The organism is Streptomyces sp. NBC_01341 (genome assembly GCF_035946055.1).
GTDB lineage: Bacteria > Actinomycetota > Actinomycetes > Streptomycetales > Streptomycetaceae > Streptomyces.
In genome coordinates, this window is record NZ_CP108364.1 from 4,532,139 (window position 1) to 4,546,118 (window position 13,980).

The window sequence follows — 13,980 nt, forward strand, 5'->3', positions numbered from 1 at the left end:
TCCTCCGTACCGCGCCGTCGTTGTGTTCAACAGTGCGCGCGCACGGCAACGTTGGGAGAGGCACATGCACCGGTCCGCCTACGAGCAGATGCGGATCTGCATCGAGGAGTACCTGCCCAGGGACCGCAGGCACCGCGTCGTGGACCTCGGCTCGCGGATCTCGGGGAAGCAGTCCCGCACGCACCGCGGGCTGCTCGCGGACCACGACATCGACTACTTCGGGGTCGACGTCCTCGACGGACCCAACGTGGACGCGGTCATGAAGCGCCCCTACCGCATCCCCGCCCGCTCCCGCAGCGCCGACGTCGTCCTGTCCGGGCAGGCGTTCGAGCACATCCCGTTCTTCTGGGTGTCGATGATGGAGATCGCCCGGGTCCTCAAGCCCGGCGGCCACGCCTTCATCACCGCGCCCTCGCGCGGCCACGCCCACGACGCCCAGGACTGCTGGCGCTACTACCCGGACGGCTTCCGGGCGATGGCGGCGTACTCAGGGCTCGAACTCCGCGAGGCGTACACGGACTTCCCGCCCACCAGGGGCATCTGGCACGACTACGGGTCCATCGACGCGAAGGCCGCCTACTGGGGGGACTCCGTCGGCGTCTTCCGCAGGCCCCTGCGCTACCGCGGGCTGACCATGTTCGCCGTGCGGGAGGCGGCGGTGTGGTGGGCGAACCGGGTCGGCGGGGTGGACCGGGTCCCGCTGCCGCGTCCGCTGGACGGCCGCGAGCTCTGCGGGCGCCCGGACACGCGTACGGTCCCATCAACTACAGGTTGACGAAAGATGACATGAGCCGCAAAACGCGCGTACTGTCCCGCCCCATGGCTTGGCGCAACGCCGTCAACGGCGTCCTTCAGCAACTCACCGGATACCAGCTCAGGCGTGCGACCGTACCCGCTCCCCGGTCCGCCCCCGCGGCCCCCGCCGCGGCGAAGCCGGTCCCCGCGAAGACCGCCGCCGTGAAGAAGCCGCAGTTCCCGGCGGACTACGACGACGAGGCGAAGGACATCATCCGCGCGGTCAAGCCGTACACGATGACCTCGCCGGAGCGGCTCAACGCCTTCGTCCTCGCGACACGGCACGTCGTCAAGCACGGCATCCCCGGTGACATCGTCGAGTGCGGGGTGTGGCGCGGCGGTTCCATGCAGGCCTGCGCGAAGACACTGCTGTCGCTGGGTGACACCGGCCGCGACCTCTACCTCTTCGACACGTACGAGGGCATGACCCCGCCCACCGCGGAGGACCTGCGCCGGGACGGCAGGCCAGCTCAGGAGCTGCTGGACGCCCAGGGCAAGGACCGGCCCATCTGGGCGGTGGCGTCGCTGGAGGACGTGCGGGCCGGGTTCGAGCAGGTGCCGTACCCGAAGGACCGCGTCCACTACGTGCGGGGCAAGGTCGAGGACACCGTCCCGGAGCAGGCGCCCGAGCGGATCTCCGTCCTGCGGCTCGACACCGACTGGTACGCCTCGACCAAGCACGAGCTGAAGCACCTGTACGGGCGGCTGGTGAGCGGCGGAGTCCTGCTGATCGACGACTACGGCTACTGGCAGGGGTCGCGCCAGGCCGTGGACGAGTTCCTGGAGGAGACCGGCGAGCAGCTGCTCCTGCTGCGCATGGACGAGGGCCGGATCGCCGTCAAACCCTGAACGCGCAGGCCCCGTTGCGAGCCCCGTGCCTCACCGGCACGGGGCTCGTTCCATACAGAGGACGTCCGTCGCAGAGGACGTCCTCCCGTCCTCCCGGAAGGATCGTGCGCAGCGCCATGGCACCCCGTCTCACCGTCGTCGTCCCGCTCTACAACGTCGAGGAGTACCTCGGCGCCTGCCTCGGCTCACTCGCCGGGCAGACCATGGCCGACCTGGAAGTCGTCATGGTGGACGACGGTTCGACGGACGGCAGCGCCGGCGTGGCCAGGGAGTTCGCCGGCAGGGATCCGCGCTTCCGACTCGTCAGCCAGAAGAACGCCGGACTCGGCGCCGCCCGCAACGCCGGGGCCGGACACGCGCACCGGGACGCCGAGTTCCTGGCCTTCGTCGACAGCGACGACGTCGTCCCGCCGGACGCCTTCGCCCGGCTGCTGGGAGAACTCGACTCCTCCGGTTCGGACTTCGCCACCGGCAACGTGCTCAGGCTGCGCGCCAACGGCGCGCTCGAACAGTCCCCGATGTTCCGCAAGCCCATGGAGACGTCCCGCCGGGCCACGCACATCACCCGGGACTGGGTCCTGCTCGGCGACCGCATCGCGTGCAACAAGGTGTTCCGCAGGACGTTCTGGGACCAGCACGCCTTCGCCTTCCCGACGGGGGTGCTCTACGAGGACATCGCCGTCGTCCTGCCGGCGTACTTCCTGGCCCGGAGCGTCGACGTCGTCGCCACGCCGGTCTACCACTGGCGGGACCGGGACGGCTCGATCACCACCCGGCGCGCGGTCGCCCGGGGCATCCGCGACCGGGTCACCGCGGTCTCCACCGTCAGCCGGTTCCTCGCCGGCCGCGGCATGGCCGAGGCGAAGCGGCGCTACGACGAGCACGCGCTCTCCGGAGACCTGTGGCTGTTCATCGAGGCCCTGCCGGACGGCGACGAGAGCTTCCACGAAGCCTTCCTCACCCACGCGAACGCCTTCGCCGACACGGTCGACCCGGCGGTCTTCGACTCGCTCCCGCTGCACCTGCGGGTCAAGTGGCGCCTCATCCGGCAGCGCAGGACGGCGGAACTGCTCGCCCTCCTGGCCCACGAGTCCACCGACCGCGACACCTTCCACGTCCGGGGCGCGCTGCGGCCGAGGGCCGCCTATCCGGGCGTCGAGGCCCCGCTCCCGCACAGCGTCACCGCCCTGTCCGCCGCGGACCTGCCCGTGCACGCGCACCTCACCGAGGCCGTGTGGCGGGAGGGCCTGCTGCACCTCAAGGGCTACGCGTACGTGCGCAACGCCCCCGGCAGGTCGGCGGGGACCGGCTGGCTGAGGTCGGGCCGCAGGGTGATCCCGCTGCGGCTGCGCCGGACCGCGACGGACGAGGCGGCGGCCGGCTCCGGCCGGTCGCTGCACGGCTACGAGCGCTCCGGCTTCGAGACCGTCGTCGACCCGCGGCGCCTGGCGGGCAGGCGTACGGCCCGGGGGGCCCGCACCCTCTGGAAGCTGGAGTCCGTCGTCGTGGGCGCCGGACGGCCACGCAGGGGCCCCATGCGCCTGCTGGGCAATCCGGCTGCGCCCGCCGTGCGGTACGTCGACGAGCGCACCCGGGTCGTCCCCCTGCTGTCCGGCAACAAGCTGGAACTGCGCGCCGAGCGGATCGACGCCGTGCTCGCCGGGCACCGGGCGACGGAGGCGGGCGACGCGGTCCGGATCGCGGTGCGGATGCTCGGCCGGGACACGGCGACGGCCCTGCGCATCCAGGAGTGGCGCACGAAGCAGACCCGGGAGTTCCCCCTGGCGCCGGGCGAGGGCGCGGACGGCCGCGGCTTCGTCGCCGAGGTCCCGCTGGACGCCTTTCCCGGCACCGACGGGGACTGGGGCGTCCAGCTGGTCGGCGGGGCGCGCCGGCTGACGGTCGCCGCCCGCCCCGAGACGGAGGCGGGACGCTACGCACTGGCCGGCGGCCGCGAGGTGTACGCGGCGGCCAACCCCTCCGGCGACCTGGTCCTCACCGACCGGGCCGTCCCGCCCGTCGTCGGGGGCGTGTCCTGGACCGAGGACGGCGCTCTGGTCCTCGAGGGCACCTTCCCGGCCGTGCCGGAGCGCGGGGTGGAGCTGGTCCTGCGCCACAGCGGCCACCACGAGGAGAACACCTTCGCCGTGGAGCACGAGGGAGCGGCCTTCCGCACGTCGCTCCTTCCCGCGGCCGTCGAGGGTCCCGGTGGCACGCTGCCGCTCGCCGAAGGCCGGTGGTACCCCTTCCTCCGGGAGCGGGGCGAGACCGATCCGGACTGCTATTCGCCGCTGCGGGTGGTCCCTCAGCTGCATGCCGGCCTGCCGCTCCACCGTGACGCGCGCGGCCGCCGCTTCACCCTGGAGCGGCGCTTCCACGACCGGCTCTGCCTGTCGTCGGGCAGCGCCCTGCCGGTGCGTGACCGGGGCGCGTTCGGGCAGCGCCGGCTGCGTGCCCGGTACGCGGAGGCGCGCGGCGCGGGACTGCGGGACACCGTCCTGTACTCCAGTTTCGACGGGCGTCAGTTCTCGGACTCGCCCCGTGCCGTCCAGGAGGAACTGGCCCGCCGTGACACCGGCGTCGAGCACCTCTGGGTGGTGCGCGACCAGCAGGCCGCCGTGCCCGCCGGGGTCCGGGCGGTCGCCCTGCACAGTGCCGAGTGGCACGAGGTGCTGGCCCGCAGCAGGTGGATCGTGACCAACACCCAGCTGCCGGAGTGGTTCGAGCGGGCGGAGGGGCAGTTCGTCGTCCAGACCTGGCACGGCACCCCGCTCAAGCGGATCGGCCGTGACCTCGCGGGCACGGCCTTCGCGGACGCCGCGTACATGGAGTCCATGCCCCGGCGTGCCGCCCAGTGGAGCGTCCTCGTCTCGCCCAACCGCTTCTCCACCCCGGTCCTGCGCCGCGCGTTCGGGCACACGGGCGAGGTGATGGAGTGCGGCTACCCGCGCAACGACCTGCTGTACGCCCCCGACCGGGCGAAGACGGCCGCCGCCGTCCGCCAGTCGCTCGACGTGCCCGACGACAAGCGGGTCGTCCTGTACGCACCGACGTGGCGCGAGGACCGGCCCAGGCGGAGCGGGCTGTACGGACTGGATCTCCAGCTGGACCTGGAACAGGCCCGGAAGGCCCTCGGTGACGATCACGTCCTGCTGGTGCGCCGCCACTACCTGGTCGGCGGCAGCATCCCCGGGGACGACTTCGTCCGGGACGTGTCGCGGTACCCGGACGTGGCGGAACTGATGCTGATCAGCGATGTGCTGGTCACGGACTACTCGTCCCTGATGTTCGACTTCGCGCAGACGGGACGCCCGATGCTCTTCCACACCTACGACCTGGAGCACTACCGCGACACCCTGCGCGGCTTCTGCCTCGACTTCGAGAAGCTGGCGCCCGGTCCCCTGATCACCGCGTCGGCCGACGTGGTCGAGGCGCTGCGCGACCCGGACGCCGCGACCGCCGGCCACCGCGAGGCGTACGCGCGCTTCCGTGAGTCGTTCTGCGATCTCGACGACGGGACGGCGTCGGCCCGGGTAGTGGACCGCATGCTGAAGGGGGGCCGGGCATGAGCGCCCCCGACTTCAGTTGTGTCGTCACCGCCGCGGAGTGCGGACAGGAGGCGCTGCGGGCGTCCGTGGAGTCCGTCCTCGGCCAGAGCCTGCGTGCCGTCGAGGTCCTCGTGGTCCTCGCCCCCGCCGCGTCCGGCGAGGTGCGGAAGGCGGCCGGCTCGCTCGCCGGGCGGGCCCCCGACCGCGTGCGCGTCGTGGAGGCCGGGGCGGATTCCGTCGCCGCCCTGCGCAACGCGGGCCTGGACGGGGCACGGGGTACGTACGTCCTCGTCCTCGACGCCGGCGAGTGCCTCCAGCAGCACGCCTGCCGCAACCTCCTGGAGGCCGGGACGCGCACCGGGGCCGACCTGGTCGCCGGGCGGTGGAGCCGGCTGACCGAGGACGGGGTCAAGGAGCGCGAACCCTCATGGCAGCAGCGGCTGTTCGGCGGATCCAGAACCGTCCGCCGCTTCACCGACGCTCCCGAACTGGCCGTGCACGACGCTCTGGTGTCGGGGTTCTGCGTGCGGCGGGACGCACTCGAGCGGCACGCCCTGCGCTACGCCGGGGACCTCACGCGCAGCGGGATCCTCTTCGGTCCGCTGGCGGCGTCCGTGGTCGGCCGGATCGCGCTCGTACGCCGCCGGATCGTCTCGGGGAGGGCCCTGCCCGACGACGGGCGGGACCTCGCCGGGCTCGTGGAGGCACACCGGAGGGTGTGCCACGTCCTGGTGGCGCAGGGGCTGTCCGAGCTGCGCGAGGAGCGGGACCGCGCCTTCCTGCGGGACCGGCTGGTCCCGCTTGTGCGGACGTTCCCCCAGCGGCCCGCCGCCCAGCGGGCCAGGATCGCCGCCACGGCCTCCCGGGTGCTGCCCGACTGTGTCCCGGACGCCGCCCTCCTCACCCTGCCGCCCGTCGAACGCGTCGGCGTACGGCTGCTGCAGCACGGCGACGCGGACGGGGTGCTCGGCGCGGCGTACGCCCTGCGCCGGCGGGGCACCGTGGCCGCGCCCCTCTCGACGGGCGAGGACGGACGCGTCCACTGGGGCGACGGGACCGACCCCGCGCTCGACGTCACCGAACTCGGCCACCAGTACCGTGTGTTCGGCGAGCTGAAGCTGATGAACCGGCTCACCCGCTACCAGGCCGACGGCCGCGGAGTTCTGCTCCGGGGGCGGATCGTCCTGCCCGGCCACACCGGCCCCGACCCGGACGGCACCCTCGACGCGCACCTGGAGTTCCGCGTACGGGACGGTTCCCGTGCCTTCCGCGTCCCGGTGGACGACCTCCGGGCCGACGCCACCGGCATCGACTGGTCGGCCCGCTTCGACCTCACCGGCGCCGTCCGCCCGCTGGGCCCGCGGGACACGGTCTGGGACGCCCGGATGGTGATGGAGGACGGCCGGACCCGTTCGGTCAGCGACCTCTTCGCCGCCCATGACCTCGTCGGCCCGGGCGACCGGTCGCCGGCCCGGCCCCGGCTGGGGAGACTGACCGGCGACACCTGGCAGCCCTACGTCACCACCCGGGACCATCTGGCGCTCCGCCTGGCAGCCTGCCGGAGGCCCGCACGCACGGCCCGCCGGCTGGTCCACTACGCCACGCACTTCCGTCCCGCGCGCCGGGTCAGGCTCCTGGCGCGGGCCCTCGGCAGGCGCAGGGACCGGCTGCACGCCCGCGGCCTCAAGGTCTCCGTGTACCGCTCCTGGCTCCTGCGGCTCCCCGTGCGCCGGGGCAGCGTGGTGTTCGAGAGCCACATGGGCAGTTGTTACGGCGACAGCCCCCGCGCCGTCCACGAGGAGGTGCGCGCCCGGGGGCTGCGCCTGCGCTGCGTGTGGGCGTACGCCGACTCCCCGGAGGGATTCCCCGCGGACGCCCGGCTGGTGCGCCGCTGGTCCTGGAGGTATCTGTGGGCCCTGGCCAGGGCGGAGTACTGGGTCGACAACCAGGGGTTCCCGCAGAACCTCGACAAGCCCCGGGGCGCCACCTACCTGCAGACCTGGCACGGGTCCGCGTACAAGCGCATGGGCTTCGACGAGACGCGGGTGCGGATGCAGAACGCCCCGCAGCGCGAGCGGCTCCAGCAGGCGGTGGGCCGCTTCGACCACTTCCTCGTCCGCTCCCCGCACGACGAGCGCACCCTGGCGCGCGCCTACCGGCTGCCCGAGGAGACCCTGCTGCGCACGGGATACCCGCGCAACGACGTCCTCCTCGCGGCACGCGCCCGGGACGAGGCGGAGGGGCGGCTGCCGCGCCCGGCGCTCGCGGCCGAGCTGGGCCTCCCCGACCACCGCAAGGTCGTGCTGTACGCCCCCACGTTCCGGGGCGGCCCCGGCCGGCGCAGGCGGCAGCGGCTCCTGCTGGACGCGGCGCGCTTCGCGGAGCGCTTCGGCGACACGTACACGCTGCTGGTGCGGGCCCACTACCTGGAGGCTGCGACCCTGCCGCCCTGCCCGCCCGGGACGGTCGTGGACGTCTCGGGCCACCATGACGTCAGCGAACTCCTCGCGCTCTCCGACGTGCTGGTCACGGACTACTCGTCGATCATGTTCGACTTCGCACTCCTGGACCGCCCGATCGTCCTGTTCGCACCGGACCTCGACGCCTACGCCGCCGAGCGGGGCAGCTACTTCGACCTGCGGGAGAAGGCGCCGGGGCCCGTGACCGCGACCGAGGAGGAGCTGTTCGCCGTGCTCGCCCGCCTGAAGAGCGCGGACACCGGGTTCCAGGACCGGCGCGCCGCCTTCGCCACGGAGTTCGGTGCCTACGACCGGGGGGACGCCGCCCGCGCGGTCGTCGACACCGTGTTCGCCCGGCACCTCACTCCGTCCCGCACGACCCGTACCGGGGAGGACCGCTGATGAGCGGCAGCCGTGACCGCGATGTCTTCATCGTCGCCAACAGCACCGACGAACTCGGCGGTGTGACCGGCTGGACGCACCGCATGGCCCAGCTCTTCCAGGAGGCGGGCCACCGGGTGCACACCGTCGGAGTCCACGCCTCGGAGCGGAAGATGGCCCTGCCCGAGGCGCGCGGCCACCCCGTCACCGCCCTGTACCCGGCGCACCCGCCGACACCCTGGGCCCCCCAGGGGCTGCGGGACCGTTTCCGGATCGCGGCCCGGCGCGCCGAGGCCGCCCGCGTCGCGGAGAAGCGGCGCGCCGTCGGCCGGCTCTCGGAGATCTTCCGGGGGGCCCGGCCCGGCGGGGTGGTGATCGTCAGCCAGGTGTGGGCGATGGAGTGGGTCGGCGAGGCGGACACGTCGGGCCTGCGCGTCATCGGGATGAGTCACGAGTCGTACGACTACTCGCGGGCGAGCCACCGCTACCGCTGGATCAAGAACCACTACACGGCGCTCGACCGCTGGCTCGTCCTCACGGCACAGGACGCCGACAGCTGGGCGGGCGACGGGATGAACAACGTGGGCTTCATGCCCAACGCCCTGGCCTCCCTGCCCGAGGTGCCCTCGCCGCGCCGGGAGAAGTCGGTGGCGAGCATCGGCAGGCTCACGGACCAGAAGGGCATCGACATGCTCCTGGACGCCTGGGCACTGGTGGCCCCGCAGCGCCCGGAGTGGCGGCTGGACGTCTACGGGACGGGCGAGGACGAGCAGGCTCTCAAGCAGCAGTGCACCGCGCTGGGGCTGGACGACTCGGTCGTCTGGCGGGGACGCACCGACGACGTCCCCGCGTCCCTCGCGGGCTCCTCCGTCTTCGTCCAGTCCTCCCGGGGCGAGGGTTTCCCGCTGGCCCTGATGGAGGCGATGGCGAACGGGCTGCCGTGCGCGGCCTTCGACTGCGCCCCGGGGGTGCGCGAGATCGTCCGCGACGGCGAGGACGGTCTGCTCGCACCCGCCGGTGACATCGGCGCGCTCGCCGACCGGCTGCTGCGGCTCACCGGCAACCCCCGCATGCGCGATGCCATGGGCGACCGTGCGCGGATCAACGTCCAGCGCTTCTCCGAGGCGGAGATCATGTGCCGCTGGGAGGAACTGTTCGCGTTCCTGGAGCGCTGACTCCACCCGAGTCCGGGCGCGGGCCCCTCCGGACCACGCTGCCCGGTCCGGAACACCTGGGGGCGCGGCGAGCCGCCGCGCCCCGCCGCCTCAGCCGTTGGTGTACTCCCGCACGGGCACCTGCCTGGGCACCCCCGTGGGTCCCCGCCCCGTCAGCGGCGCGGGGACCGGCAGTCCGGAGGTGTCCCCGAGGAAGACCCGGCGCACGACGCGCTCGGCGGCGTATCCGTCGTCGTACGGACAGAACCGGGCCCGGAAGGCCGCCCGGCGCTGCGCCGAGCGCGGGCCGCGCCAGTGGTCCGTCGCGAAGATCTCGTGCAGCTCCTCCTGGTCCCGCGCCACCGCTCCGGGCGGGAAGGCCGCAGGATCGAAATACGTACCCCGCGCAGCCTCGTACGCCTGCGCGTCCTCGAGGTGCAGGACCACCGGGCGGTCCAGGTTGACGTAGTCGAACATCAGTGACGAGTAGTCCGTGATCAGCCCGTCCGACGCGAGGCAGAGTTCCTCGACGGACGGGTGTGCGCTGACGTCGATGATCCGCGGATGCCGGGTGTGTCCGGCGGTCGCCCGGGCCGTCGCGTCCAGGTAGTGGGAGCGGGCCAGGATCACGAAGCGGGGGCCCAGGACGCGGACGAGCCGCTCCAGGTCCAGGGAGTGCTGCTGCTCCCGCCGGTAGTCGCGGTGCGTCGGTGCGTACAGCAGGGCCGTGCTGCCCGGGGGAACGCCGAAGCGCTCGCGCAGCCGGGCGGTCTCGTCGGGGCCGGTGCGGTGGAAGACGTCGTTGCGGGGGCTGCCGTACTCCAGTGTGGTGTAGCCGGACGGATAGGTGCGCTCCCACACCAGGGTGGAGTGCTGGTTGGCCGAGAGGGAGAAGTCCCACTTGTCGACGTTGCGCAGCAGCTGCGCGAAGTCCATGGACCCGGCGGCAGCGGGGCGGTGCACGAGGTCGGTGCCCATGGTCTTCAGGGGTGTGCCGTGATGGGTCTGCAGCAGTACCTGCCCGCGTCTCTTCACCAGTCTGCGGTCGAAGTTGACGTTGTTGACGAGGTACTTGGAGCGGGCCAGGGCGGTCCAGTAGGCGGCCGTGCCCGGATGCAGCGCCCGGGTCGCCTCCGGAACCGTGTGCGCGTCCTCGGGCCGGCAGATCCAGGAGGTGCGGATCCCCGGCACGAGCGCCCTGGCTGTGGCCTCCAGCGCCGCGGGACTGCAGGTGTAGCCGCGGTGCCAGTACGCCGCGAACACCGCGTCCCCCGCCCTGACGGGGAGGCGCAGCTGCACGCGGTAGTGGAGCTGCAGGGCCGCCCCGCGTGCCGCCCGGCGCACCGTCGACCCGGCGCGCCCGAGCCGGGTGCGCAGCCGCTGGGCGGCCCAGAGCGCGCGGTAGGTGCGGTGGGCGCCGAGCCGGAACAGGGCGTGCCGCAGGCGGGCGCGGCGCGGCACCGGGGCGCCGGGAGTGCGGTAACGGCGGCAGTGGGCGCGGGCCCGGCGGAAGAACTCCCCCCGGGTGCCGCGCGGAAGACGCCCCCGGGAGGTGAAGAGCGTCGAGAAGTGGTCGAGCATCCTGCGGAATATCACCGGGCGCCAGTGGGCGAGTGCGGGCCGGGAGTCGATGAAGGCGAAGACGCGGTCGTACTGGTCGAACACGTCGAAGTGCCGGCGGGTGGTGGTGGAGAGGATGTTGCCCCGGCGTCGCTGGCGGTAGCCGACGCAGACGGTGTCCAGGACGGCGATCGACCCGGCGGCCATGAGCACCGGGTAGGTCCACGGGGTGTCCTCGTAGTAGCCCGGCGGGAACGTGAAGCCCTCCGCCTCGACGAACTCGCGCCGGTACGCCTTGTTCCAGACGACCATCAGGACCTTGAGCAGTTCGGGGCGGTCCGCGAGGCGGAAGGAGGCCGGGCCGGTCTCGGCGAGGTGCTCGGAGAAGGTGTTCCGCACGCTCTCGCCCGACCAGTAGGTGCGGGCGTAGTCGTAGACCAGGACGTCGGGGTCGCCGGTGGCCGCCAGCCGGTCGGCGACGGCCGCCAGTGCCTCGGGGGCGAAGGTGTCGTCGCCGTCGAGGAAGAGGAGGTAGTCGCCGGCGGCCCGGGCGACCCCGGCGTTGCGGGCCGGCCCGAGGCCGGAGTTGTGCGGCAGGTGCACGACGGTGACACGGGGGTCACGGACGGCGTACTCGTCGGCGATCGGGCCGCAGGCGTCCGGTGAGCAGTCGTCGACCACGATGATCTCGTAGTCCTTGAAGGACTGCTCCAGCACGGAGTCGAGACACGCGTGCAAGTACGCCTGGACCCGGTACGCGGGCACGATGACACTGAACCGGGGCACAACACATCCAGGGGGCGCTCGCGGGCGGGCAGGTGGCCCGCAAACGGCCGATGGAGTGACTTGGTTACGCCGGACGTGGCATTCGGGGGAAGTACGAGGTAGGGCGGCCCGAACGAGGGTGAACGGGCCGCCCTGATGTTGACGAACGTCTGTGCTGTACCGGCCTCTTCTACTTGACCGCGCCCGCCATCACGCCGGAGACGAACTGCCGCTGGAAGGCGAAGAACACCGCCAGCGGGATCACCATCGACACGAACGCGCCGGGCGCCAGTACGTCGATGTTGTTGCCGAACTGCCGGACCTGCTGCTGCAGCGCGACCGTGATCGGCGGGGACTCCGAGTCCGCGAAGATCAGGGCGACCAGCATGTCGTTCCACACCCAGAGGAACTGGAAGATCCCGAGCGACGCGATCGCGGGCCCGCCGAGCGGCATCACGACCCTGGTGAACAGCCTGATCTCGCCCGCCCCGTCCAGCCGAGCGGCCTCCAGGAGCTCGCGGGGGATCTCCGCGAAGAAGTTCCGCAGCAGGAAGATGGCGAACGGCAGGCCGAAGGCCGTGTGGAACATGATCACGCCGAACGTCGTCTCGAAGATCCCGATCGTGCCGAAGAGTTCGGACACCGGGATCAGGGCGACCTGGACCGGAACCACCAGCAGCCCCACGACCACCAGGAACCACCAGTCCCGTCCGGGGAACTCCATCCAGGCGAAGGCGTATCCGGCGAACGAACCGATCACGACCACGAGGAAGGTGGCCGGGACGGTGATCAGGACCGTGCTGACGAGGGAGCCCGTGATGGTGGAATTGTCGAGCAGCCGCTGGTAGTTGTCGAAGGTCAGCTCGGACGGTGCGGTGAAGACCTTCCACCAGCCGGTCGCCGCGATGTCGTCCGCCCCGCGCAGGGACGACAGCAGCAGCCCGATGGTCGGCATCAGCCAGAACAGGCCCACCAGGACGAGGAGGACCCGCATGCCCCCGCCGCCGGCCCGGGCGGCGATCCGCGCCCCGAGGGACCTTCCGGCACGGGGCACGGCCTCGGCCCGGGGTCCGGGTTCGGCCTTCGCGACCTCGGTCGTCGTCATCGGCGCCCCTCCTTCCGTATCCGGCGCACGTTGAACAGCATCACGGGGATCACCAGCAGCAGCAGGAGTACGGCGATGGCGCTGCCGACGCCCAGATCCGCGTCCGTGCCGAACGACGAGCGGTACAGCTGCAGGGCCAGGACGTTCGCGTCGTCCTGGGATGATCCCGGCGCGATGATGAAGACCAGGTCGAAGATCTTCAGCACGTTGATCATCAGCGTGACCAGCACCACCGCGAGCACGGGCGCGAGCATCGGGACGGTGATCCTGCGGAACACCTGCCACTCGTTCGCGCCGTCCACCCGGGCCGCTTCCAGGAGTTCGCGCGGCAGGCCGGCCAGCCCCGCCGCGATCAGCACCATCGCGAAGCCCGCCCACATCCAGACGTAGCTGCCGATGATCCCCGGCGTCACCAGGGACGGCCCGAGCCAGTCGACCCCGTTGTAGGGCTCGCGGAAGTTGTCCGCCGGGAGTCGGAGTACGGCTCCGTCCGCCGAGGCGGGCAGCGCGAACACACCGTCCGCGCCCGCAGTGGTCCTCGCGACGACCTTGCCGTCCTTGACCGCCTCCACGCTGATGCCCTTGAGGCCCAGCTCCGCGGGGTCGACGACATTGGGCTTGCCGCCGCCGCCCTTGGTGAAGTCGAGCCAGGCCGTCCCGGTGACCCCGTCGCCGGAGGAGGCCGCCGCCTTCGCGGGTGCCGCGTCGCCGGGCATCTTGGACGGCACCACGCCGACGAGCGGCAGGCCGGCCGGCTCACCGGCCCGCACGGGTTCCTTCGTGACGAAGGAACCGCCGCCACCCGCCTTCAGCGGGTGCACGGGCAGGGGATGCGCCTTCGGGAAGCCGGACGACTCGGCGAACGAGTCGTGCACGCCCACCACGACGGCGTTGGCGACCCCGCGCTCCGGCGCCTGTTCGTACACCAGCCGGAAGATGATCCCGGCGGCCAGCATCGAGATCGCCATCGGCATGAAGACGATCAGCTTGAATGCCGTGCCCCACCTGATCCGTTCGGTGAGCACCGCGAAGATCAGCCCCAGGGCGGTGGAGACGGTCGGGGCGAGGACGACCCAGACCGCGTTGTTCCTGACCGCCGTGCGGATGGTGTCGTCCGTGAACAGCGCCCTGTAGTTGTCGAGGCCCGCGAACCCCGTGCCCGCCTGGTCCAGGAACGAGCGGTAGACGGAATAGACGATCGGATAGACGACGAGGGCGCCGAGCAGCACCAGGGCCGGCAGCAGGAAGGCCGCGGCGACGGCCCTGCGCGTGCCGGTCACGCTGCGGCGCGTCCGTGTCTTCGTGCCGGGACGCTTGTCGGCGGGGGGCGCCGCCTGCGCGCCCCCCGCTGTCGCAGTGGCCAT

Annotated in this window: 8 protein-coding genes; 5 read left to right on the forward strand and 3 right to left on the reverse strand. The window is 72.5% G+C overall.

What is annotated here, in order from left to right; genetic code table 11:
* Window positions 1-64: 64 nt before the first annotated feature.
* The 5 genes from OG206_RS20040 to OG206_RS20060 all read left to right on the forward strand — a co-directional run bounded on the left by OG206_RS20040 (window position 65) and on the right by OG206_RS20060 (window position 9,207).
* Window positions 65-775, forward strand: coding sequence for a methyltransferase domain-containing protein (locus OG206_RS20040; protein WP_327117982.1), 711 nt, complete (start codon window positions 65-67; stop codon window positions 773-775).
* Window positions 776-786: 11 nt separating this feature from the next.
* The gene (locus OG206_RS20045) at window positions 787-1,644 is read left to right on the forward strand and encodes a TylF/MycF/NovP-related O-methyltransferase (protein ID WP_327117984.1); all 858 of its coding nucleotides are present in this window, start codon (window positions 787-789) and stop codon (window positions 1,642-1,644) included.
* Window positions 1,645-1,760: 116 nt separating this feature from the next.
* Window positions 1,761-5,213 carry a bifunctional glycosyltransferase/CDP-glycerol:glycerophosphate glycerophosphotransferase gene (locus OG206_RS20050; protein WP_327117986.1) on the forward strand — a complete coding sequence of 1,151 codons (3,453 nt, stop codon included), beginning with the start codon at window positions 1,761-1,763 and terminating at the stop codon, window positions 5,211-5,213.
* Entirely contained in the window at window positions 5,210-8,053 is a 2,844-nt protein-coding gene (locus tag OG206_RS20055; RefSeq protein ID WP_327117988.1) for a bifunctional glycosyltransferase/CDP-glycerol:glycerophosphate glycerophosphotransferase, read from the forward strand. The genes OG206_RS20050 and OG206_RS20055 overlap by 4 nt, the downstream gene beginning before the upstream one ends.
* The gene (locus OG206_RS20060; RefSeq protein ID WP_327117990.1) at window positions 8,053-9,207 is read left to right on the forward strand and encodes a glycosyltransferase; all 1,155 of its coding nucleotides are present in this window, start codon (window positions 8,053-8,055) and stop codon (window positions 9,205-9,207) included. The genes OG206_RS20055 and OG206_RS20060 overlap by 1 nt, the downstream gene beginning before the upstream one ends.
* A 90-nt stretch (window positions 9,208-9,297) precedes the next feature.
* Here the strand turns inward: OG206_RS20060 and OG206_RS20065 are convergent, their stop codons facing one another.
* The 3 genes from OG206_RS20065 to OG206_RS20075 all read right to left on the reverse strand — a co-directional run bounded on the left by OG206_RS20065 (window position 9,298) and on the right by OG206_RS20075 (window position 13,980).
* Window positions 9,298-11,532, reverse strand: a complete 2,235-nt coding sequence (locus tag OG206_RS20065) for a bifunctional glycosyltransferase/CDP-glycerol:glycerophosphate glycerophosphotransferase (RefSeq protein ID WP_327117992.1) — start codon at window positions 11,530-11,532, stop codon at window positions 9,298-9,300.
* 169 nt (window positions 11,533-11,701) lie between these two features.
* Complete coding sequence (locus tag OG206_RS20070) at window positions 11,702-12,616, reverse strand: carbohydrate ABC transporter permease (RefSeq protein ID WP_327117994.1); 915 nt, start codon at window positions 12,614-12,616, stop codon at window positions 11,702-11,704.
* Entirely contained in the window at window positions 12,613-13,980 is a 1,368-nt protein-coding gene (locus tag OG206_RS20075; RefSeq protein WP_327117996.1) for a carbohydrate ABC transporter permease, read from the reverse strand. Before OG206_RS20075 ends, OG206_RS20070 begins: the two co-directional genes overlap by 4 nt.